This is a genomic window from Streptomyces sp. NPDC045470 (assembly GCF_040646595.1).
Taxonomy (GTDB): domain Bacteria; phylum Actinomycetota; class Actinomycetes; order Streptomycetales; family Streptomycetaceae; genus Streptomyces.
This window is the reverse complement of sequence record NZ_JBEZAN010000020.1, coordinates 11,939-32,915: the sequence shown is the minus strand read 5'-3', so window position 1 is coordinate 32,915 and position 20,977 is coordinate 11,939. Positions and strand designations below refer to the sequence as shown.

Genomic DNA, 20,977 nt, shown 5'->3' with positions numbered 1-20,977 from the left:
ACCTCACTGCAGCAGGGCTGGCAGGGGGCCGCAGACTGCGTTTCCGGCTAGGATCGAGCGGTGGGCGACTACGCTGGCACACCCCCGAAGGGTCCAGAAGACGACACGGTGCGCGCTCAGCTCATCACTGTCGCGGAGGACTGGGCGGCTGCGGTCGTCTCCAACGATGCCGCACGGATCGGCCGCTTCATGGCCGACGAGTGGGTGATCGTCTCGGCATCGGGCGTCGCCTGCAGGGAAGACTTTCTCGCGGTCGTCGAGTCCGGGGAGCTGACCCACTCGGCCATGAACCTCGTGAATCAGGCCAGGGTCCGGGTGTACGGCGATACTGCGGTTTTCACCGGACGAGTGACGAACACGGCCCACTACCGGGGACAGAGCTTTGACGCTGACGAGTGGACGACTGATGTGTTCGTGAAGCGGGACGGCCGCTGGCTGTGCGTGCTGAGCCACATCACAGCGGCAGCCCCTGACTGAATCCTCGCGAGGGGTGATTGAGCGGGGAAAACGCTGACTGGCGTGCGCCGGTGCCACTGTGCGATCGCAGCCCCGCACTGGCCACAACCACAGAATACGCCCGGCGCCTGGCCGCCGCACCGGACGGTGCCACACAGTCCCCCTGTACGCCTTCGCCGACGGCAGCTGGTTGGTGGTCCCCACCAACTTCGGCCGCGACCACCACCCCGCCTGGTCCACCAACCTCTTGCACCACCCGCACGCCACCCTCACCTGGCGCGCAGCCGACAGCACCAGGTCGCGTGGTGCGGTCGTACAAATTCCCGTACTCTACAGCGACGTGGCGACATAAACTTAACTCGGCCCTGAAAGGTCGGGGACTCCTGCGGCTAGGGAATGCAGAGCACTGAGTGATTTTGCGATGTTGTCCGGACTGAAAACTATGGCGCCCTCTACGTTCATTAACACTGTATGCAGGGCTGCATCCCCGACGCGATCGGCTGATTCGATCAAGTGCTTTAAGTGCCGAACGACCTGCTCGCCCTCGTGAGGGCCTTTAAGTTTCGCCTCCCCCGCTGTTAGGGCCGCCAGAACATGCGCAAGGCAGTCGATTGCTCGGCCAGGTTTAGGAGGTGTTGCACCTTCGGCCCAGGTGACGTGCGCCAGGAGCCAGAGCGGCAAAGTTGAAGCCAACCAGTCCCTTGCCTGCCGACGCGCAGCAAGCATCGGCCCACTGAGTCGACCAAGCCCTCCGTGAGAGATGTCGGTGATCGCGGCAGAGGTAGCCGCCACTCCACCCAAAATGGCCGAGTTATCCAGGTCTTGCCCGAAAGCTAGCAGCGTGAAAAGTGACGATCCGATGCCGTAAGTCAACGAGCGCACGGTAATTTGCCGGTACCGCTCACGGTTACTCAACTCCGAGCGCGGTATCCCGCGGAACACTTCACTGGCCATTTCGTCACGAACACGGTTCTGCTGCTCCGGCAGGCCGTGATCCAAGAGTAGACGCTGCGTGTAAGCGACCAGCCGGTCAGCAAATTTCCGAGCGCGGTCCGTATCCGAGTACCCCGGCAAGAAACCTGCATGATTGAGCGCCTTAACACCTCCAGGATGTCGGGCTGCGGCCTCACCCCAGAGCCGCAAGCGATCCCAGTAGGTATCGCGGAACACACTGTCAAATCTGGGATACCTAACGCCATGGGTGATCCGTTCCCGGAGCCAACGCCTCATCCGGACCATGCGGCCCCGCGCGACCTCCATGGGAACTTCAGTAGTGTCGAGTATTGCGCAGATCGTTAGTGCGGCTTCATTAACGGCCGCAGGCACGGGCCCTTCGGCCGTCATCAGAGCCCTCAGTACGGCCTGCAAGCGGAGGTACGAGAGCCACTTACGTTGCCGAAAGATTCGCCATGCCAACTTGACTCCGCGATAGGCGCTCGCCCCACCCCGGGAAGCAGTCGTGATGTCAGTCACACTAAGAGACAGTAGGGGCGAGAGCGCCGTCCCGCCCCAAGATCCGTCGTTCTGCTGGGCGTGAACTTCCCTCCCCCCAACAGGTGTTGCCCAAGGGGCCTGGTTTCGAGCCCACCGAGTCAAGCCGGTACATATTTGCCCGTATCCTGCGTCACCTTCCAGGCAAACGCACCATGCCGGACGAGACTTCTCTTCGCCCACCTAAGGGCTGTCCCACAAAGATCTTGGAGTCGCCTCGTGCAAGCGGGCCAGCCACCCTGCTGCCTACGACCTATCCGGCGAGGGCGAGGTTGTGCATCCGGGCGATGCCGAGCATGGCGTGGTGGACACCGTCGCCCTTGAGGCGGCAGTCACGGAGGATCTTCCATGTCTTCATGCGGGCGAAGACGTGCTCGACCGGTCGATGGAGCAACTCGCCCGGTCCGCGGGCCTGGTGAGCCTGGCCCACACGGCCTACCACCTCATGTGCCTCGAAGCCGCCCGTACCATGCCGCTCGTCCGCCTGCCCGCCACCCAGTGGCTCGACGGCCTCGGCGGCGGCCCCGAAGGCGAGCGCCTTGTCAACGCTGCCCTGAAGGTCTGTGCAGTGACCGCCGGCGACGACGCCCAGATCATCCTCACCACCCCCCAGGTGCTCCCGGCCTCCACGGCCGGACTGATCGTCACCGAACACGAGAGCACGCGACCGCTGATCCCGCACGCTCGCCCTGAGAGCGAGGAGTTGTGAGCGGCGTCCGCATACCGCCCCCGTCCAGGCGCCGCCGGCCAAGGATCAGGCTGCCCCCTGCGCATGGGTACAGACCGTAGGCATCGACGACATCATCCTCAGCTACTCAAGCGAGCACTGGCTCGCGCCGTGGCACGACGACAGCGTCCAGCGCTGGGACATCAGCATGCACCTCAAGGACGAAGGCCCCGGCCCCTGCTTCGGGACGATCGAGCTGTACGTCGTCGACCACTGGCGCTCGCCGGACATCGTCGAGAGCCTCGACGCCGTCAGCGTCGATCTCTGCGAGATCGGGACCGCCCTGTACGACCCCGAGCAGGGGGGCCTACGGGACGAGTTGTACGAGGACCTCGCTCTTCCGGGCAAGACCCCGATCGTTGACCGCGTCAGGATGGACCGGCGCTTTCGCGGACAGGGGCTCGGCGTCTACCTCACCGGGCTGGCCCTGGACTACCTCAGCCACGGGGCTGGGGTGATCGCCTTGTTCCCCGGACCCCTGGACGACGCCCCCATGCCTCCTACGGGCTCCTGGAGGGAAGCGGACGAGGCGGCCCTCGCTGCGGCTCGCGCTCGCCTTGGCCGCGCGTGGTCGCGCCTCGGGTTCGAGCACTACCGGGACGGGACCTGAATTCTCGACCCGGGCATGCGGACATTGCATGACGCGCTCCGCCGCGAACAGCAGCGGCTGCAGAACCGCAGGTGGAATGTGACCTTCACCGACGTGGCGACCATTGGGACGGACATCTCTGCGGGGATCGCCAAGGTCACCATGCCGAAGTCAGCCCCGCATCCTCTTCGCTCTGGCGGGATCGAAGGCCCGTAGCGTCCTGAGCGGTACCGCCCTGGGATCGAAGTGAACCTCTCAGGCATGCAGCAAGGCCGCCGTCCCACAAAGGGACAGCAGCCTCCCCCACTCCGACATCGACATCATCCGCCAGGAAAAGGACGAGCTGCAGCCGACGCGAAACCAAGGGAGGAGCACATTACCTGAACCGCCTCTAGACCTGCGGGCACCCATGCAGCACACGCGCGGGTCCGCAGCACCAACCGCGGCCCGCCGATAGAAAGAACAGCACACAACCCGATCCGGCTCCCGGGCGTAGCTCCTACGTGACCAAACCAGGCCCACGCGCCACCGGAAGGCTCGACTGCGTCACGCAGCGTGCGCGGCGGAAGCTCAGCGGAGGGGCTGATAGCGCACGTTGCCGACGTCTGCGGCGAGTGCTCCCTGGGGAGAATTGGGGGAGTATGGCCCCCGGTGGGGAGTGGTTGGGGAGAATCGGCCGCATAACGCGGCACGGCCCTGAAAGACGCAGAAAGAGGCATCGCTGCAGGTCACAGACACGCGAGAGCGCATACGCGCAGGTCAGCCCAGTGCGATAGACGACTTCATGACGTACGTACCGAGATCGTCGGCCTCGACGATCCCCGGAAGCGACCCGCCTTCACGCAAGGGTGTGACGTAGCGGGTCGCGGTGACTTCGGACAACATGCGGATCAGGCTACTTCCTGGGCTTCGTCGCAGGTCAGCGACGTGCGGTCGATTCGGTCCACAGATACTGATGCAAGCATACCGATACGACCGCATCGAATCCCGCCCCGGCCACCCCCTTAGCCCGAAAGGCCGCCGGAGGGCCTTGGGGAGAATTTGGGGAGTTTCAATTTTCAACCACAGTGTCCACCGGGTCGCCGAGCAACCCATCGATGGCCCGACGCCCTCGCCCGCCGGCCTCCGGCATGAAGTGAGCATAGTGACTGAGCGTGATCACCGAGGACGAGTGACCCAGCCACCTGGCCAAGGTCACCACCGACTCGCCGGCTTCAAGGACCAGCGACGCGTACGTATGCCGCAGCACATGGAAACCGTCCCGGTGCGCAGCCTTCCACTGCCACGGCTTCGCACCCGCAGGCCGCGGAGGGATGATTCCAACGCGAGCCAGCGCAGGCTTCCAGATGTAGGTGTTGTACGTGTTCACCGCGACGGCATTGCCGAACCTGGTCGTGAGCAGCAGCAGGACCGTCCTCGTCGGCTTACCGGGCTCACCCCATGGCAGCTCCACCTCCACCGCCGGGTACTTCTCGGAGTGCTCCCTCAACTCGCAGGCGACGGATACAGGCATATCTGCGACACGTGTCTTACCACCCTTCGGGAGAGTGAAGTAGAGGCGTCCACAAAATGTCTGAACTTGCCTCCTCACATAGATGACACCTTTTTCATAGTCGATGTCATCTGGGCTCAGCCCGAAGACTTCTCCCTGCCGCAGACCACACCCCACGCCGAGAACCACCGTTATCCGGTAGCGATCGCTTATGCTGTCCCGCATCTGGCGAGCCGTCTCCAAGGGCCACGCTTCGCGTCTCACTTCGTCAGCCTTGGGCCAGCGGACCGATTTTGCCCGCATGGGGTTGCGGATCAATCGCTTGTCATCGATGGCTGTCTCGAAGATATTGGACAGAGCCCCGAGGATGGCTCGCGCGTACTGCGGCGAACAGGACTTCTCCAAGTCAGCGATATAGGCGCGAAGTCGAGCAGCCGTTACGTCCCTCAGCGGGACTTGACCCAGGTGCGGAAGGACGTGAAGCAGCACCTTCCTGCTCTGATTCTGCCGGGTCTTGATAGAGCCAGACATGCCGGGGAACCAGAAGCGCTGCACGTAGTCTTCCAGAAGAATCGACCCGTCACGGGGGTCGACAAACTCCCCACGCTCTTGATCGGTGCTGGACCGCCGTAGCCACGCCTTCGCGTCCTCCAGCGTCTCGAACGACCTGTCCCGCACCCCCGGGATCCCCGAAACTCTGTAGCGAGATCCCTTGCCGTAGCGGCTGGTGCGCTCCCGCTTACCGGTGACAGAGTCCTTCTTTTTCTTGATCCAGCGGTCTTCTACGTACCCAGCCAAAAAAGAACTTTCCTCGATTCGATCGGCGAAGAAGAGGCGGCGATGTGTCAGGTGGCGGCAGTGCGGCTGAGGCGCGGCGCGGAGCTCACCGGGTTCAGGGAAGTGTTGGAACGAGAGTCGGCCAGCTCTTGCTCTCGAACCCAGGCATCGAGCGCTTCCAGCCGGTACATCACTCGGCCGCGAACGCCCATGCGGAAGCTCGGCGGTCCTTGCCGTCGGTGCCGCCATACATAAAGCGTGTTCGGCGAGAGACCGAGGTACTCCGCCGCTTCCTTCAGGTTCAGGAACGCTCTTTGCGCGGCACCCGTTGGGCCGAGGACGGAGACGGTGGCAGGCAGGGAAGACAATGAGTTTGCAGTCATGGGGCGCTTCCGGGTATCGGCAGGACAGTGTGCAGCGACGTCGGCGCGCGAGCTCGACGTTGCTCGTATCCGCTTGGCTCCACCGCCAAGCGCAGCCGGTTGCGGACTGTTCGAGTGTCCGGACGATCCCCGGTTTCCCTAACCGGGGATCGTCGGCTATGTTCCTCACATACCGCCTAAGATGACGCGCTGGCCGTCGCTAGTGGTGCCGGCCAGTAGGCTTCTCCCGTGCCTGATGCTCGTGTTCCTTAACCAGCAGACCTGTCGAACGGTGACGTTCAACCCCTCGTAACGACAATGCATCCAGTCCGGCCTCGGCTGCGATTCATCGCACCGAAGCGGCCGGTGGCGCGTACACACAAAAGGGCTGGCAGACGAACTACGCCGTAGCCGACTTGCGTGCGCGCGGAACGTGCGTTGGCGATCTGGTCGCCAAGGTAGTTGTCCGAACGGAACGGAGAGCGCGGGCCGACAGAACAGACTCCTCACATGTCGCCCGGTGAGCTGTTGATGAGCCCTGGCTTTCCGGGGGTGTCATACGTTCACATAACCCCGGAAAAGGTTCCATTCCTTTGTGGTTCTTCCTCGTCTGCCGTGAGCGAATAGGCTGATAGGCGTCCCGCACCATGCGAGCGGGGAACGCGACAGTCGCGCACCGGCGCCCTCATCGGCATGCGGCTCTCTGGCTGACGCCGCATGGCGGGTACTTCGACGCGGCAAACCCACGAAGCGGAGTAGCCCACGAGCGCCGCGAGCTGCCCCTGGGGCATCTTCAGCCGGCGGGCGCCTGGTCTGCCCCGTATCAGCGCACCAAGGTCAGGCTTAACGGAGAGGCAGGCAGGGATGTGATGCCCACGGTGCCTCCTTGCGGCGAGAGCACATCTACGGGGACTACGCCCCTCACCCCACATCGGAATGTACGCTAAGACCTTGCGTATGGGTCGGAGAAGTTGAGCTCTTCGCCATTATGCCCTGGCCGCCATTAGCGATGCTGGAGACTGGCGAAGGCACGCTATCGGACCGCCGTGAACTGCGCTCTGCGACTTGCCCATGTCCGGTTCGACTGTGGGTCATCACGGGCCGCCTCAGGACCTAGACTCGCCGTCTTCTCCGGCTGCGAAGGGCCGCCAACCCGGCGCAGTGGCCGTGTCACTGCGCGGAGCTTCGAAGGCGCGGGGCTCGATACTTGCTCTTCGCCGTCTTATGTCAACTTATCGACTGTGCGGCGCAGTTCCTCGTCGGTAAGAACGCACTGGCCAGGGGCAGTCATACATGAAAATTGCGATTTTCCTGTAGCCTCACGCCATTCCGCCCGGACTACCGTCAAGCCGGCCGACACGAAGGGTTCACGTGCAGCAGCCCCGAAAGCCAGGAAGCGAGTCAACGCCGTCCGGCCGGACGGAGCCGCACCGAGCCCATCGCGCCTGGACCACCTCCGAGGTCGGCATCTGCCCCGGAGTCCCCACCCTGAACACAGAGCAGCAGGACACGGGGTTCGACGCCTGGGCTGCACCCTTCGCCCCCGCAGAAGCCGCGCAGTGACACTCGTCCCCATCGAGGGCCCCGAGGCGTACGCGCTGGCCCTCGCGGCGGACGGCGCGGAGCGCTCCGCCCGTGCGAGCCTCGCCCGGCTGGCCGGCGACGCACGCGAGGACTGGCCGCCGCAGGTCCGGCGCCTGTACGCGTACCTGGCCGAGTTCTACGGCGAGCGCGATGCGCTGCCCACCCTCGCCGCGGCCTGGATCGCCCATCAGCGCTCGGACGGCACCCGCAAGACGTACGCCCAGAACTTCAAGGTCCTGGAGGGCTACCTGCGAGAGCGCGGCGTGCACCCGCTCGCCCTCACGTTCCTGGTCGCCGACACCTTCGCCAGCCACCTCAAGACGTTGCCCACCCTCGTCTGGCGCGGCGGCCGGCGCGTGCCGGAGGGCGGGCCGCGTGACGCTGCCACCCGGCACAACGTGCTCTCCGCCAACTCCTCGTTCTTCAAGTTCGTGCTGCAGACCCGGGTCCTGCCCAGGGAGGCGATGGACAGCAATCCCTTCGACGGGGTGCTGTACCCGGCCATGGACCCGCTGTTCACCCGCACCGAGGGCCTGACCGAAGCCGAGTACGTCACGCTGGCGCGCACCGCCCGGCACGAGCATCCGTGCCGCCGTACGGCGTTCCGGCTCTACGCCCTGATCCTGGTCCTGTACCACCTGTGCCTGCGCATCGACGCCGCACTCGGCGCGCGGATCGAGAAGCTGGGCTACGACAAGGGCCACCACATCCTGGAAGTACAGGTCAAGGGCGGCACCTGGGTCACCAAGGCGGTGCCGCCGTTCGTCTGGCACGCCCTCCAGGCCCTCATCGGCGACCGTACGGAGGGCTTCATCTTCTGCACCAGCACCGGTCAGCGGCTCGACCAGGCGTCGCAGTGGCGCGCGATCCGGGCCACCGCGAAACGGGCCGGTCTGCCGCAGAAGAGGATCGGCCCGCACTCCCTGAAGCACTCCACGATCACCCACGCGTACGACCGGCCCGGCGCCCGCCCGGAGAAGATCCAGCACTGGGCCGACCACAAGGACCCGCGCACGACACAGCGGTACAACCAGCGCCGCGGCGCGCTGGAAGGCAGCCCCGCCTACGACGCAGCCGCCTCCATGGCCGAGCAACTGGACGCACCGTGACGGCGGTGACCGCCACAGCCCGCACGGGCCCAGTTGCCCACCGAGCGCGGCAACGCGAACCCGGGGCGTGTGGCCGTCCCCTGTCCGTATCCTGACGACGACCGGACGGGATGAGAGGAGCACCACCGTGACCAGCGCAGCCGCGGAGCCCGCCGACGGCCGGAGTTTCCACGACCGGCGCGTGGCCGACGATCACCGCTCCGACCGCGGCACCGCGGCCGAAGCGGCCGCGCGTTTAGCCACTGTGAGAGCACGCAGGGCTTCGTACCACTCGGGGTGCGCCCGGCATTTGTGGTTCTCTTCTAGGCCATCGACAGTGAGCCATTGCTCGTTCGCGTGCTCATGTACGTCCCCGGACACCGCAGCGTAGGCGGCGCACAGGGCGCATTTCGCGATCTCGTCCGTCGCTGCGCGAAGGCGGCGTTCGGCGGCCTCGACCGACTCGACCTCATGATCACTCATGCTCGCGCCTCCACGCCGACCGACGGACCGAGCGTACCGAGCCGATCCGGCCGCGGTGAACACTCTGCCGTAGCCCCTCTGTGGAGCACCGATGTCGCTCAGCACCTTCGGGCAGTTCGTCACGGTGCCAGCGCGGCCGCCAGGTCGTCGCGCCCTCGTGTGTGGTGGGGAAGGCTGTGATGAAGCGCCAGCGCTCGGGTACGGGTCAGCCCGGAGCGGTAGGCGACGGGCAGTTCGGCGTACGCCTGGGCCGCGATGCGCGCGGCCTCCTCCCGGTCGCCGTCGTGGGCCCGGCACGTCCCCGTGTCGTCGGCGATCAGGGCCCGGGTCATGCGCGAAGGGGACCGTGACAGGCGGGGCAACGTCGGTCAAACCGAGCGCGGTCCCCGTCGCGGGTTCGCAGGCGTTGGCTGCCCACTGGTGAAGAGGCGGTGCTCCATCCTTGCAGTATCTGGTTGCCGCATGCTGCGCCGGAGGGCGGCCGGGGTACTTGTCCGGTATGAACTCACTGAGCGTCTCACCCTGGGGTTGGTGTCTGGCCCCGTCGGGAATCGCCCAAGCGAGAGCCCGGGGCGGCGTCGAGCACGGCAGCGCGGAGCGGATGCCGGGCTGCGGTGGGGCCTCAGCGTGGTGCAGTCACGGGTAACACAAGAGGATGCTGAAGTCACTAAAGCACCCGGCCATGCTAGTTGTGCTGTCGCGAAGTTGGTCGCCGTCGTCGCGACCGAAACGACGCATAGGCAAGACCTGGAGATCGAGGAGTGCCATGACGGCCTCCCTATTCCGTGAGGGGTCACACGTGGGATGCGGGGCACGAAGCACCGCTAGGGCCGCCGAGGAGCGGCCATTGCCCCTGGTAGCGGTCAGTATAGGAAACGACTGCCCCCGGAATACGGCGAAACCGGCCAACTTGAGACGCCGAGGCCATCGGTCCACAACCCTGATCGAGGGGCCAGTGGAGCCTCGGATGCTGGGACACGGGATACAGGGCTCCGCCAGCCGCACCACCTCATCCAGCAGACCGGCGTCCCGCAGGCGCCAGATGCCGCTCGAACGAAGCAAGCAGTTCGTCGCCCCATGACGTCGAGCTGGCGGCGGCCGTCGATTCGCAGACTCCGGCGGCAGATAGCCCGCAGCGCAGCACGCCTATAGCGTTTCGCTGATCTCCTTGATGAGCGCCCGCAATGGCGGTACGAGGTCCGGGTGGTCGCCGCGGGAAGCGGACTGGAGCAGTTCGGCGACCACGATCACCTGGGCGGCTTGGCCTTGCGGGGAGTCGAGGATGTCAGCGAACTCGTGCTTCACGCGCGTGGCGGTGGCGGGGGCGAGGAGGCTGTAGACGTACAGCAGAGCAGCGTCATAGCCGAGCGGGGCGACGCCCCAGCCTTCCCAGTCCATGATCACGGGACCATCGGCGGTGAGGTTGGCGAAATGCAGGTCGCCGTGAGCGGTGGCCCATTCAGTGATCTGCGGGGCGGGCGCGCCGGTGAAGCGGGGCACGGACCGGTCGATCCATTCCTGGCGCACCGCTACCCGGTCGGTGCGGACCGCGGCGAGGTGGGTCAGGCTCTCGCGCAGCGTCGACCACCAGGTGGGGGCCAGGGTGAGTTCCTGGCGGATCACGGGGCTGGGCGCGCAGATCGGTGCGTCGACGTAGGAGGTCAGCTCGGCCCGGTAGGCGTACGTGCCGTCCGTGTGGTCGTGCAGGCCGTGCAGCACCGGTCGGCGGACCGCGCTCGGCACGCTGCGGGCGGCGTCGGCGGTGCCGGTCCACAGCTTGCCGCCGGCCTTGTCGGCCGGGGCGGCCAGCAGCCGCAGCCAGCAGGCGTCGTGCTCGGGGTGCTCGGCGCGGCGGCTGAGGGTCCGGCCGTGCCACCCCCACGTCAGCGGGCCGCTGTGGGTAACACCGAGGGCGGCGGCGGCCTTGTCGTGGGCGTCGGCGAGGCGGTGTGAGTCAGCCGGGTCGGGGGGCGGCGAGTACATCCAGGACGCTCCGCAATCTGGTGGGCGGGATCGGGTCGGCGGCCAGGGCGCCGAGGGCGGCGTTCCAGTGTGCCCGGTGGGAGGCCGAGAGCAGGACTCGGGAGACTCCGGGGCAGGAGGCGACGGCGAGCAGGCACGCCTGCGCGATGCTCAGCCCCGGGTTCAGCAGTGCGGCGAGCTCGGGGGTGGCCAGGTGGGGCAGTTCTCCGCCGTGCAGGGGCGCGGAGGCGTGCACGGCCCAGCCGCGGCCGGCTGCTTCGGTGATCGGCCCCCGTCCGTGCAGGGCCAGGGTGAAGGCGTCGGCGGCGACGAGGCTGACCGGGAGCTGGATCACCCGAAGGTGGTGGTCGGGACGGCCCGCGGCTTCGGTGGCCAGGCGGTCGAGGTCGGCGATGGTGAAGACCCCGGTGTCGAAGCCGTTCCAGGTGGCTACGCCGTACGTCTGCACGGCTCCCGTTGCCGCCAGCTCCTCCAGGACGGTGAACGCCTCCCGCAGTTGCTCGTGCAGCCGGTCGGGGCGGCAGGTGCGTTCGGGGTTGTGCAGGAACAGGGCTGCCAGCCGCCCGCGGCCCAATGCGGCTCGGTTCTGCTCGGCCTGCCACCGTACGTACGAGGCGGCGAGGCTGTGACCGGCCGCCACGTCCGGGGCGGGCACCACGCCCGCGGCCCGTCCCAGGGACAGCGCCACCGCGTTGAGGAACCCCACCTTCGTCGCGACCGGCACCGTCGGGTGGGCGGCGAGCGCGGGGGCGAGCCGGTCGTGCGCCCGGCCGCCGAGGTAGTTCGGGGCGGTGTCGATCCACGGGGCGGGAGAGGCGGCCGCCAGCTCGACGGCGACGGCCACCTCCCGGACGCGGTGCGTGCCCAGCCCCAGCGCCGCCGTCACCGCTGCTCCGCGGCGAGCGTGGCGGCCTGGCCCTGGACCAGCTCCCCCACCACCGCGGCGACATCCCCCAGCGGAAGCCTGGCGAGCCCGGCCAGCTCGGCGCACGTGATCCAGGCCCCGGCCGGGGCCGTCAGCAGATGCCGCAGCAGCGGCGCCGCGGCCGGAGCGAACTCGATGACATGGCCAGCCGCGGTGAAGACCGCAGCGTCCGCCGTCACGTCCAGCCGCCCGCGTCCCGTCGTCAGCCGCACCCGGGCCCCCGGTACCTTCAGCGCCCCGTTCACCTGGGGGAGGCTGGGCCGAAGGCGGCCGAGGTCGTCCGCGTCCTGGGCGGCGGCGTACCGGGACAGCAGCTCCGGGCCCTCCAGCGCGGCCGCCATCTCCTTGCCCAGGGCGGCGAGGTATTCGTGCTGTTCCTCGGCGGAGCGGTGGACGGGCAGGTCGCTGCGGACCCGGTCGCTGGCGCGCAGCTCGTCCGATAGCCAGCGGATCAGGTCGGCCCCGGTGTGGGTGCCGATCCCGCACGTCAGGTGCAGGGAGGCGCTGCCCTGGTCGGCGGTGACCGCGTGCCACCAGCCGCGCGGCAGGTACAGCACGTCACCAGGGTGCAGGACGAGGTCGGCCACCGGGCCCGGGGGCGGGCCTTCTGGCTCGGCGACGTCCCGGTACATCGGCGCGGTGCGCGTCAGCCCGAACAGCCGCCACCGTTTGGCCCCGGCGACCTGGACCACGATGACGTCATGGTCGTCCCAGTGCGTGCCGAAGCCCTCGGTCGATGTCCAGGACGCGTAGGCGTTGACCTGGACGTGCGTGCGCAGCCAGCCCTCCAGGCCCTGCGCGAGGGCGCCGATGGGGGCGTGCAGTTCGTCGATCGCATCGACCACCAGGGACGCGCCGTCGGCCAGGCGCTCGTGCAGTTCGGCGGGGTGGGTACGCTGCCACACGGTGCTGCGGCGGGTGACCACCGGGACCGCGTAGCGGTGTGGGGCCAGCATCTCGCCGCCGGCCGACAGCCGCAGTCGCGGCGGCTCCAGGCGATGTGTGGCGATCACGTCGTTGATGGTGTCGAAGGAGCACAGCGCGCCGGATTCCTGCTCGGACAGCGCGCCGGGGACATGGCGGTAGTCGCGGTGCAGCACCCGGGCCGGGAACGTGTCCCGGCCCAGGCGCTCCGCGAGAGACACGAAGGTCATCTCAGCTCTTCACCTCAGCCGGTCGGCGTCAGTCGTTGCCGTCGGTACGGCCGGTGCCGCCGCCGTCGGACGGGGTCGCGCCGCGGTTGCGCGCGCCGTTGATCCGGGTGCGGGCGCGCACCAGCCCGCTGTTCTGGCTGCTGTTCGAAGGGGTGGGGTTGGCCATCTCGTGCTCCTTGATGGTCGGGTGACGCAGGACCTTGCGCTCATCAGACTGCCGCCGCCGCACCACGCGCGTCATTGCCACCTGCTGCTCAACTCATTGCGGGCCAACCGCAATTGCTGCGCCCACTGGAGTGCGCTGGCATGATGCTGTGCGCCGCCCGGATGCGCCTTCCGCCCGCCAGCGCAGGCGCTAGCGTGGGCGCCACCGCCCCGTCGCCGCGCACCGGGAGCCGTATGCCTGCCGTAGCCCGCTCACGACGCGCCGAGATCCGCCGGGAAGCGGCCGCCATCCGCAACCGGGGCCAGCAGCACGGGTGGGGTGTGCACCGCACGCTCACCGCGATCCGCGGCACACTGCCCGAGGTCTCCGTCCTGGAGGGTTGGCGGCTGGCCCTGGGCTGGTCGCGCGCGCAGACCATCGTCCGCATCGCGGCCCTCTACCGTGCCGACGGATTGCGCTCCCCCGCCCTGTCGGAGTCCATGCTCTGCCGCTGGGAACACGACCCGCACGAACGCCCCGGCGACGAGTACACGGTGATGCTGTGCCGCGTCTACGGCGCCCGGCCCGAACAGCTCGGACTCGACCGTCCCGGTGACCCGTTCGCCGCACGGCCCCAACCCCGGGTTCTGATCCGATACGGTCGCCACGCACCGCAGCCTCGGGAATGGGTGGAGCCGATGACCACAGCCGCCGGACTACCGGCCGTACGCGAATCCCTCAGCCTCGCCCTGCTCGCCGACCCGACCGGCAGCACCACCGTGGCGGAACTGGCCGAGGCCGCCGTCGAGCACTACGCCCTCCACTACAGCAAGCACCCCCCACAGATCCTCTTCAACGAGGTCCACGCCACCCGGGGACTGCTGAACCAACCGCTGGCGTTGGCCACCGCAGGCGCAGATGCCCCCGGCGCCCGCGACCTGCGCCGCAGCATCGGCTACCTGTCCGCCCTGCTGGGCAACCTCGCCGCCCACCTCGACGACGGGCCCGGCGCCCGCGCCCACCTGGCCACCGCGTACGCCTACGGCCAGCGCACCGGCGACATGCGGCTGACGGCCTGGGCCTGCGGCGCCCGCAGCATGGTCGCCCTGGCCGACCGCCAGCTCGACGCCGCGGCCCAGCACGCCGAGGAAGCCCTCACCCTCGCCCCGCGCGGACTGCCCCGCGCCCAGATCCACTCCTGGGCCCGCCTGCCCGTCCTCGCCCAGCAGGGCCGCGGCCAGGACGCCGACACGGCACTCGCCGCCGCCCTGGACGAACTGGACGCCGACCCCGTCGGCTCCGCAGCAGGGCGGTTCGGCTTCGACGAAGCCGAGCGCGCCCTGCACGAGGCCGAGGCGCACCTCATCCTCGGCCGCAGCGACCAGGCTATTCGCACAGCGGAGACCTCAGCCGCGCAGAAGCCCGCTGGCACCCCCGGTTGGGCAGCGGCGACCCTGGTCCTCGCCCGCGCCGAAGCCGCCGGCCGCCCTGAGGACGCCGCACAACGCGCCCTGGACGTCCTCGCCCGCGTGCCCCCCGCCCGGCTGCGCTCCACCGCCCGACGGCGCCTCAGCCAGCTCGACACCGCTCTGGCCACCACTGCCGCACCGGCCGCCAGCGTCACCGACCTGCACGAACAACTCCGCGACCTGCCTGCGCCCATCGATCCGTACGGCGCCAGCACCGCCTGATTCGAGGAGAGGGCCATGGGCGTGGCGGCAGCGATCCGCAACAGCGACGGCGCCTACCTGCTTCACCTGCGCGACAACATCGACGGAATCTGCTGGCCCGGCCACTGGTCCTTCCTTGGCGGCCAGCTGGAGGCCGGGGAAACCCCCTACGAAGCCATCACCCGCGAGCTTCAGGAAGAAGCCGGCCTCACCCTCCCCGACCTGCGCCCCCTGGCCACGGTGCAGCAGGGCAACGACCGAGCCGACATCGAAGTCTTCGCCGCCTCCTGGAACGGAGACGCCGCCCGCATCGAGGTGACCGAGGGCATCATGCTCGCCTGGTTCCAGCCCCGAGTACTGCCGCGCCTGCGCGTCCCGCCCTGGTGTGTCGAAGCCATCCACCTCCACCACTCCACCCCACAGCAGACAAGCCCACCCGTCCTTCCATGAACCACGCAGACGGCGGGCCAACCCGCGACGCCTCCGTGGTCGTCGCGATGGACGCAGCGGGCCGCGTCGCCCTGCTCAGCGCCCACTTTCCCCGGCACGGCGGCGATTTTCTCTTCCTGCCCGGCGGCCGTCGGGAGGACGGTGAGAGCCCCAGGGAGTGCGCCCGCCGCGAGCTGCGGGAAGAGGCTGGCGCCACCGCCCGCACCTGGCGCCCCCTCGGCTCTTACGCCATCACCCTGGCCTCCACTGCCCGCGTCCACCTGTTCGCAGCACGCGACCTTACCCTGGTCCCGCAGGAACTGAGCCCGTCCGAGCAGGACTTCAAGCTGAGCTGGTGGCCGATGGCCGACGCCCTCACCGCCGCGGCCGACGGACGCTTTCTCCTGCTGGCCGGACCGCTCGCCCTTTTGCTGGCAGACCACGGCGCACAGACGCTCGAATAGCGCATCGATAGTCCCCTTCGAGCACGCTGAGGGCGTACGCACGACCGATTCCCCCGCCTTGGCTGGCCACCTGCCCCCAGCATCCTGAGATGCTGGGGGCACACGGTTGAGAGGGGCAGAAGGATGCAGTGGCAGATCCATGGTGAACGGCCGATCTACGAGAGCCCGTGGGTCAATCTGTGGTTCGTCGATGTTCAGCAGCCGGACGGTCGCCGCTGGGAACACCACGTCGTACGTATGCGCCATCTGGCTGTTGCCGCGATTGTGGATGACCAGAAACGCGTGCTCATGATGTGGCGCCACCGGTTCATCACGGACACGTGGGCGTGGGAGCTGCCGATGGGGCTGATAGAGGAGGGCGAGACTCCCGAGCAGGCGGCGATCCGCGAGGCACGGGAGGAGACCGGGTGGCGCGTCGAGGGTGTCAAGCCGCTGATCTATGCCCAGCCAGCCAACGGGATCACGGACTCCGAGCACCATGTCTTTCGGGCTGAGGCCGCTGAGTACGTCGGCCCGCCCACCGAGCTGAACGAGTCCGATCGGGTGGAGTGGGTTCCCATCGCTGACCTCAAGGGCATGATCGACCGCAAGGAGATCGTGAGCAGCGGCTCCTTGGTCGGTGTGCTCTACCTGTTGCTGGACGAGATGACAGGTGGGGCAAGCTAGGTCAGCATCTTCCGCATATGCGCCTCGAAGGCGATGACCGGCGTCTCCCGGGCGTACGGACGTAGCTGTGCGTGAAAGTCACGCACATGGGCAGTGACTCGCGGTGAGTTGATGGCGCTCGCCAGGTCGAGCGCCATGGTGGCCGCATCGCACGCCCGGGAGATGTCGCCGCGTTGCAGTTGCGTCGAGGCGAGCCAGAAGGCGTGAAACGCTCGGCCGCGCTGCTGGTTACCGCGCTGCTCGGCGTCGTTCTCGCGGCGCAGCCCCTCAGCGATCAGCGGTTCGGCCTCGCGGGTTTTCCCGAGCTGGGCGAGGGCGATTCCGGTGTCCACAATCAGCTTGGTTTCATCGAAGTAGCGAACCCATGCTGGGGCTTCTTCGGTGCTGGCACGTTCGAAGTGCCGGTGTGCGCGTGTCACGGATCGTTGACAGGCCGCCTCGTCCCGCAGGACGGCCTGCGCGAAGGCTTCGCGCATGTAGAGCATCGACATTACGAGGGCGGAGCCGGACGAGTTGCGGGCGGCGTCCTGGGCGGCGTGGGCGAGCGCTACCGCTTCAGTCGCCTCTTCCTCGTAGGTGGCCTGCAAGCTCATGCAGGACAGGATGTTGGCGATGAACTGTGGGTCTCCAGAGTTCTGCGCGCTGGCCAGTGCCTCGGTGAAGTACGCCTGGGCCTTGCTGTACTGCCGGGCGTCAAAACAGGCCCACCCGGCCAGGCGCGCAAGCTCAGCCTCGATCGCCTGGAGGTCAGCTTTCAGGCCGTGCGCGTTGCCGCGCCGCAGCAGACGCTGAACGTAGTGCAGTTGCCCGACGACGGCCGGCCGGAGAAGGGCGCCTCCGTGAGCGTCGTCCTGACGCCAGTAATCCGTGATGAATGACCGCAGGGCGGAGACGGTAGACGGCGTGACATCGGAGTCATCGGTGACGGCCAGCACGTCGTCCAGGGCGGCGGATCGCCGAGTCGTTTGTAGTGGCGCTTCGCTTGGGGCATCCGGCGCAGGAGGCTGAGCTACAACTTGCGGCGGCAGTTCCCATGGACGGTGTGCCAGGCCGAGCATGGCTCCGGGGATACGTAGGCCGTCAGCGATGCGCTCAATCACGTCGATGCTCGAAATCCTCCGCCGCCCCTGAATGACATCTCCTACGCGGCCGGGTGTCAGGTCGCAGAGGACCGCGATGCGGCCTTGGGGAGTGCCTGTTTTGCGATACATGAGCTGGAAGATGAGCCCGAAGTCGCGCACTCGGCACGCTTCGACGAATTCCGCGCTGCGCAGCAGCGCCGGAGGAAGCTCACGGGGGATGTCGTTCAGACTGGCCACGGGCCCGGCTCCTACCGATTCTCAACTGACCGGTCAGTTTACCCACTTGGGGTAACCCAATGGGTGTAGGCATCCTCCCTGTTCCTCTCCAGCCTTGGAAGCAGTTCGGCCAGCTCTCCCCCAGAAGCGTCCAGAAGGCGAGCGAGCAGTGATGACTGCTGGAAGAAAAGCTGCCTGCGGTCTCGGTCCTTTGCGTCGGGTCGCGCAGCACAGTGAACCGACCCCGGTACAGAGGCTCCCCGTACGCCTGCGGAAAGGGGTGCCCCGACAACCGTCGGGTGACGGCTCTGTGAAGCTGACGATCCAACGGGCGCCCGGCGAGGAGGCCACCGACGAGCACTACCAGCTCGTACCCGGGGCCCGTCAGCTCGGTCGCGACTTCGTCCACGAGCGCTGGCCGTCCGAGGACTTGGCCGACACTCTGGGCCTTGTAGTCACCGAACTGTTGGGCAACGCCCTGCGGCACGGCGACGGCACGGTCTCCGCCGAATTCCGATATGCGGCAAGCGAGCACGAGATCCGCCTCGTGGTCACGGACGAGTCGTGCAATGAGCCTCGCCTCGCTCTGTGCACCGACCTGGCAGCAGAAGCCGGGCGCGGTCTGGCGCTCGTGGAGTTCTCCGTGCAGGAACAGCGAGGACGGTTGACCGTAGAGGTCGCCTCCTCTGGAAAGGCAGTGATCTGCACGTTCCCAGCCCCGGAGCCCGGCACCAACGGTGAAAGGCAGAGTGCCTGATGCTCGGCTTCGCCTGGGGCCGTCCCCTGCTCCGCCCGCGCCCGGCCCGTCCGACGGCCGGGGACGCGGTCCGTACGCCCCCGGCTCCCGAGGCCCCGCCGGTGTTCGTCAGCGGGCGCGGTGTCAGCGTCGACTGGGGTGCGCCGCTTCCGGATGGGGCGTGCCTGCTCACGTGGTGGGTGGGGTACGCGCAGTCGGCCGGCGGGTGGCCGGACAGCTACCTGGAGACGGACGACGGCCGGGCGCAGCACGCGACGCATGCCGTGGACTGGCTCTACCGCGGGCTGTGCCGCCTCGACGTGGCCGCGGGCCACCCGCTGCGCCTGGAGCTGGAGCACCTGCGGCAGGCCCGCGCCCGGCAGCAGTACGCCGCCTACCTGGCCCGTCATCGCTCCTCCCTGAGCATCGGCGTCACCGCGGACGACGGTGTCCGTCACCTTTTCGCGGTGCGGTGCCGTGCCACCGCCCTCCCGGTGGTCACGCCGACCGCCGACGCGGGCGAGCACGTACTCGTAGGCGGTGCGGTGTGACGGGCCCGGAGGCGATCGTGCGGGGGCTGTGCTGGCTGGCCTGCAAGCCCTCGCGGCCGCGCCCGCTGACGTGGGCCGGCGTGGCACGGGCCTGGGGCCAGACGGTGCCGCTGTACGCGTGCGAGCCGTGCACGCGCCGGTACATCAGACGCGCCCTGGACGGTGTCGGCGCGGAACTGTGCTGGCTGTGGTGCGGCCGCAGCGGCGTGCCCACCGAACTGATCGGCGCCTTCGAGATCGCGGTACGCACCTGGCGCACCGGGACCGGCCCGTCGCCGCGGCTGCTGTCGTGGTGGGAGTGCCGGGCCGCGGTGTACGGCTGCGCGATGTGCACCGAGCCCGCCCAGCGCCTCATCCGCCAGGGCCCGGTGGTCGAACGGCCGCCCGACGCGCTCGGGCCGCACCGCATCGTCTCCCCTCTGCTCCCCGCGGCCTGACGCCGCCCCACTCCCCGGAGGACTTGATGGACTGGCTCAGTCCCGTCGTGAAGGTGCGATACACGCTGTCTGCCCTGGTGCTGACGCCCGGCGACGACGTTCTGGTCGTACGGGCCGCGATGCCGGGCGGCCTGTACCGGCTGCCGGGCATCGCGGACCTGGAGGTCAGCGACCCCTATGAGCTGATGGCCACGGTAGAGGCCCAGACCGGGCTGTCCCTGGCCGCCGGCCGGGTCCTCGCCGAGGACATCGGCGACCCTCCGCCACCCGCCGACGGCGACCCGTTGCGCATCGACCGGGTGCACCTCTTCCCCCGGGTGCCGCACAGCTGCCGCCTGAGCCTGGCGGGCGGCCTGAACCACTACCGGTGGTCGCCGGTCGGCGACCTGGCCGAGCACTGCGGTGAACAGGCGCCGCTGATCGAGGCCGCGCTCAAGGGCTACGCCAACGGCACGTCCCTGCGGCTGCACAACGGCCTGATCGTCACCGAGAGGCGGGCCGCGTAGATGTCCGGCACCGCCCCCGTACCGGCCGGCACCCCGACGCCCGGGGCCGCACCGCGCTACCTGGTCCGCCCGGCCGAATACGCCGACCACGCCCGCGTACGACAGCTCGTGGCCGCGCACCCCCCGTGGACGAGCCGTCATCCCCTGCCCGGCAATCCCGCCGACAACCCGCTCCTCCTCCATCTCGGGGCGCTCGACACCGAGGGGCTGCCGATGACTTGGGCGCTGCTGGAGCACGCCCAGCTGCGGTGCTGCGCCCTGGTGTCCCTGAACGCCACCCGCGACCGCCAGCTTCGCCTGCACTCCGGCTCCGGGCTGGCGCTGTGGATCGACATGCTCTACGCGGACCTCGACGGACCCGATGCCGCGATGTACGGACCGCTGCTGACCGCCTGGTTCACCGACTACGCCGCCCGCCACGAGCAGGTGGGCTGGGTGTGCGCGTGGCTGTCCGACGGGCCGGTGGCCGACGACCTCGGCGCCCGCCACGGCATGGAGATCCTGCGCAGCGAGCCCACCGCGTCCTCCCTGCTGCGCCGCCGCCCGACGCGTCTGCCCTCCCTGGACCGGATGATCGAAGCGCAGCTCCCGCCGTGCGTCGGGAGCCGAAGACCCTGATACGCAGACTTCCGCAGACGGTGCCGCGGGTCACCGTCGCGCGGGCGGGCACGAGTAGCTCCCGTGCCCAGGGCGGCCGTCCCCCTCCGTGGCGGCTGCCCACCTCCCGAGGAGCCGGCACCGGCACCGGCTCGCTCTCGGGGAGAGCGGCCTGCTCCGCACAGCGGGAGCGGGCGGGCCGCGCGCTGCGGCCTTCCCGGCCATCGCACGCCGGGAAGGTGCCGGCCGTCCGTCTGGGGAGGCGGACCGGCCGGCCGGGGGCGGGGGGGGGGGGGGGGGGGGCCCCCCGCCCCCCCCCCCCCCCCGCGGGGGCGCGGGGGGGGGGGGGGCGCCCCGGGGGGCGCGC

Annotated in this window: 26 protein-coding genes and 1 pseudogene; 14 read left to right on the top strand and 13 right to left on the bottom strand. The window is 68.8% G+C overall.

The window, feature by feature from the left end; translation table 11 throughout:
- The first annotated feature begins 60 nt into the window (after nucleotides 1–60).
- The gene (locus AB0A97_RS35130; protein WP_361157953.1) at nucleotides 61–477 is read left to right on the top strand and encodes a nuclear transport factor 2 family protein; all 417 of its coding nucleotides are present in this window, start codon (nucleotides 61–63) and stop codon (nucleotides 475–477) included.
- 58 nt (nucleotides 478–535) lie between these two features.
- Nucleotides 536–808 carry a nitroreductase/quinone reductase family protein gene (locus AB0A97_RS35125; RefSeq protein ID WP_361157950.1) on the top strand — a complete coding sequence of 91 codons (273 nt, stop codon included), beginning with the start codon at nucleotides 536–538 and terminating at the stop codon, nucleotides 806–808.
- Between the two features lie 2 nt (nucleotides 809–810).
- Here the strand turns inward: AB0A97_RS35125 and AB0A97_RS35120 are convergent, their stop codons facing one another.
- Both AB0A97_RS35120 and AB0A97_RS35115 read right to left on the bottom strand, forming a co-directional pair.
- Nucleotides 811–1,626 (bottom strand): hypothetical protein, encoded by an 816-nt coding sequence (locus tag AB0A97_RS35120; protein WP_361157948.1) that lies wholly within the window; start codon nucleotides 1,624–1,626, stop codon nucleotides 811–813.
- A 574-nt stretch (nucleotides 1,627–2,200) separates the two neighbouring features.
- Nucleotides 2,201–2,326, bottom strand: a pseudogene (locus AB0A97_RS35115) (IS5/IS1182 family transposase); the annotation flags it as partial.
- Here AB0A97_RS35115 and AB0A97_RS35110 point away from each other — a divergent pair.
- Both AB0A97_RS35110 and AB0A97_RS35105 read left to right on the top strand, forming a co-directional pair.
- On the top strand, nucleotides 2,318–2,656 hold the full coding sequence (locus AB0A97_RS35110) for a hypothetical protein (protein WP_361158233.1): 339 nt from the start codon (nucleotides 2,318–2,320) through the stop codon (nucleotides 2,654–2,656). The pseudogene AB0A97_RS35115 and the gene AB0A97_RS35110 overlap by 9 nt on opposite strands.
- A 166-nt stretch (nucleotides 2,657–2,822) precedes the next feature.
- On the top strand, nucleotides 2,823–3,284 hold the full coding sequence (locus AB0A97_RS35105; protein ID WP_361157944.1) for a hypothetical protein: 462 nt from the start codon (nucleotides 2,823–2,825) through the stop codon (nucleotides 3,282–3,284).
- Between the two features lie 738 nt (nucleotides 3,285–4,022).
- Here the strand turns inward: AB0A97_RS35105 and AB0A97_RS35100 are convergent.
- From AB0A97_RS35100 to AB0A97_RS35090, 3 genes are all read right to left on the bottom strand, one after another.
- Complete coding sequence (locus tag AB0A97_RS35100) at nucleotides 4,023–4,148, bottom strand: hypothetical protein (RefSeq protein WP_361158231.1); 126 nt, start codon at nucleotides 4,146–4,148, stop codon at nucleotides 4,023–4,025.
- Between the two features lie 166 nt (nucleotides 4,149–4,314).
- Complete coding sequence (locus AB0A97_RS35095; RefSeq protein WP_361157942.1) at nucleotides 4,315–5,553, bottom strand: tyrosine-type recombinase/integrase; 1,239 nt, start codon at nucleotides 5,551–5,553, stop codon at nucleotides 4,315–4,317.
- Nucleotides 5,554–5,600: 47 nt separating this feature from the next.
- A complete protein-coding gene (locus AB0A97_RS35090; protein WP_361157940.1) occupies nucleotides 5,601–5,915 on the bottom strand; it encodes a helix-turn-helix domain-containing protein in 315 nt (104 codons plus the stop codon).
- A 1,538-nt stretch (nucleotides 5,916–7,453) separates the two neighbouring features.
- Here AB0A97_RS35090 and AB0A97_RS35085 point away from each other — a divergent pair.
- Nucleotides 7,454–8,587, top strand: coding sequence for a tyrosine-type recombinase/integrase (locus AB0A97_RS35085; RefSeq protein WP_361157937.1), 1,134 nt, complete (start codon nucleotides 7,454–7,456; stop codon nucleotides 8,585–8,587).
- A gap of 192 nt (nucleotides 8,588–8,779) precedes the next feature.
- Here the strand turns inward: AB0A97_RS35085 and AB0A97_RS35080 are convergent, their stop codons facing one another.
- The 7 genes from AB0A97_RS35080 to AB0A97_RS35050 all read right to left on the bottom strand — a co-directional run bounded on the left by AB0A97_RS35080 (nucleotide 8,780) and on the right by AB0A97_RS35050 (nucleotide 13,358).
- Nucleotides 8,780–9,049, bottom strand: coding sequence for a hypothetical protein (locus AB0A97_RS35080; protein ID WP_361157934.1), 270 nt, complete (start codon nucleotides 9,047–9,049; stop codon nucleotides 8,780–8,782).
- Between the two features lie 119 nt (nucleotides 9,050–9,168).
- Nucleotides 9,169–9,381, bottom strand: a complete 213-nt coding sequence (locus tag AB0A97_RS35075; protein WP_361157931.1) for a hypothetical protein — start codon at nucleotides 9,379–9,381, stop codon at nucleotides 9,169–9,171.
- 304 nt (nucleotides 9,382–9,685) lie between these two features.
- Nucleotides 9,686–9,817, bottom strand: a complete 132-nt coding sequence (locus tag AB0A97_RS35070; protein WP_361157928.1) for a SapB/AmfS family lanthipeptide — start codon at nucleotides 9,815–9,817, stop codon at nucleotides 9,686–9,688.
- A 378-nt stretch (nucleotides 9,818–10,195) separates the two neighbouring features.
- On the bottom strand, nucleotides 10,196–11,032 hold the full coding sequence (locus AB0A97_RS35065) for a hypothetical protein (protein ID WP_361157925.1): 837 nt from the start codon (nucleotides 11,030–11,032) through the stop codon (nucleotides 10,196–10,198).
- The gene (locus tag AB0A97_RS35060) at nucleotides 11,004–11,918 is read right to left on the bottom strand and encodes an aldo/keto reductase (protein WP_361157922.1); all 915 of its coding nucleotides are present in this window, start codon (nucleotides 11,916–11,918) and stop codon (nucleotides 11,004–11,006) included. The genes AB0A97_RS35065 and AB0A97_RS35060 overlap by 29 nt, the downstream gene beginning before the upstream one ends.
- On the bottom strand, nucleotides 11,915–13,111 hold the full coding sequence (locus tag AB0A97_RS35055) for a cupin domain-containing protein (protein ID WP_361157919.1): 1,197 nt from the start codon (nucleotides 13,109–13,111) through the stop codon (nucleotides 11,915–11,917). Before AB0A97_RS35055 ends, AB0A97_RS35060 begins: the two co-directional genes overlap by 4 nt.
- 28 nt (nucleotides 13,112–13,139) lie before the next feature.
- Nucleotides 13,140–13,358 (bottom strand): hypothetical protein, encoded by a 219-nt coding sequence (locus AB0A97_RS35050; protein ID WP_361157915.1) that lies wholly within the window; start codon nucleotides 13,356–13,358, stop codon nucleotides 13,140–13,142.
- Nucleotides 13,359–13,510: 152 nt separating this feature from the next.
- On the opposite strand from AB0A97_RS35050, the gene AB0A97_RS35045 reads away from it, so the two are divergent.
- The 4 genes from AB0A97_RS35045 (at nucleotide 13,511) to AB0A97_RS35030 (ending at nucleotide 16,485) form a co-directional block, all read left to right on the top strand.
- Entirely contained in the window at nucleotides 13,511–14,947 is a 1,437-nt protein-coding gene (locus tag AB0A97_RS35045) for a Twin-arginine translocation pathway signal (protein ID WP_361157912.1), read from the top strand.
- Between the two features lie 15 nt (nucleotides 14,948–14,962).
- The gene (locus AB0A97_RS35040; protein WP_361157909.1) at nucleotides 14,963–15,376 is read left to right on the top strand and encodes an NUDIX domain-containing protein; all 414 of its coding nucleotides are present in this window, start codon (nucleotides 14,963–14,965) and stop codon (nucleotides 15,374–15,376) included.
- The gene (locus AB0A97_RS35035) at nucleotides 15,373–15,819 is read left to right on the top strand and encodes an NUDIX hydrolase (RefSeq protein WP_361157906.1); all 447 of its coding nucleotides are present in this window, start codon (nucleotides 15,373–15,375) and stop codon (nucleotides 15,817–15,819) included. The genes AB0A97_RS35040 and AB0A97_RS35035 overlap by 4 nt, the downstream gene beginning before the upstream one ends.
- 123 nt (nucleotides 15,820–15,942) lie before the next feature.
- The gene (locus AB0A97_RS35030) at nucleotides 15,943–16,485 is read left to right on the top strand and encodes an NUDIX hydrolase (protein WP_361157904.1); all 543 of its coding nucleotides are present in this window, start codon (nucleotides 15,943–15,945) and stop codon (nucleotides 16,483–16,485) included.
- On the opposite strand, the gene AB0A97_RS35025 is transcribed toward AB0A97_RS35030, so the two are convergent.
- Nucleotides 16,482–17,804, bottom strand: coding sequence for a hypothetical protein (locus AB0A97_RS35025; protein ID WP_361157902.1), 1,323 nt, complete (start codon nucleotides 17,802–17,804; stop codon nucleotides 16,482–16,484). The two genes, AB0A97_RS35030 and AB0A97_RS35025, sit on opposite strands and share 4 nt — an antisense overlap.
- 289 nt (nucleotides 17,805–18,093) lie before the next feature.
- Between AB0A97_RS35025 and AB0A97_RS35020 the strand changes: the two genes are divergently transcribed.
- Genes AB0A97_RS35020 through AB0A97_RS35000 form a run of 5 tightly spaced genes read left to right on the top strand, consistent with a single transcriptional unit; the run spans nucleotide 18,094 to nucleotide 20,631 of the window.
- Nucleotides 18,094–18,540: an ATP-binding protein gene (locus AB0A97_RS35020; protein WP_361157899.1), complete on the top strand. Its 447-nt coding sequence runs from the start codon at nucleotides 18,094–18,096 to the stop codon at nucleotides 18,538–18,540.
- Nucleotides 18,540–19,070, top strand: a complete 531-nt coding sequence (locus AB0A97_RS35015) for a hypothetical protein (protein ID WP_361157897.1) — start codon at nucleotides 18,540–18,542, stop codon at nucleotides 19,068–19,070. The genes AB0A97_RS35020 and AB0A97_RS35015 overlap by 1 nt, the downstream gene beginning before the upstream one ends.
- Nucleotides 19,067–19,507 carry a hypothetical protein gene (locus tag AB0A97_RS35010; protein ID WP_361157894.1) on the top strand — a complete coding sequence of 147 codons (441 nt, stop codon included), beginning with the start codon at nucleotides 19,067–19,069 and terminating at the stop codon, nucleotides 19,505–19,507. The genes AB0A97_RS35015 and AB0A97_RS35010 overlap by 4 nt, the downstream gene beginning before the upstream one ends.
- Nucleotides 19,508–19,533: 26 nt before the next feature.
- Complete coding sequence (locus tag AB0A97_RS35005) at nucleotides 19,534–20,013, top strand: hypothetical protein (RefSeq protein ID WP_361157891.1); 480 nt, start codon at nucleotides 19,534–19,536, stop codon at nucleotides 20,011–20,013.
- Nucleotides 20,014–20,631: a hypothetical protein gene (locus tag AB0A97_RS35000; RefSeq protein WP_361157888.1), complete on the top strand. Its 618-nt coding sequence runs from the start codon at nucleotides 20,014–20,016 to the stop codon at nucleotides 20,629–20,631.
- Nucleotides 20,632–20,977: the final 346 nt, after the last annotated feature.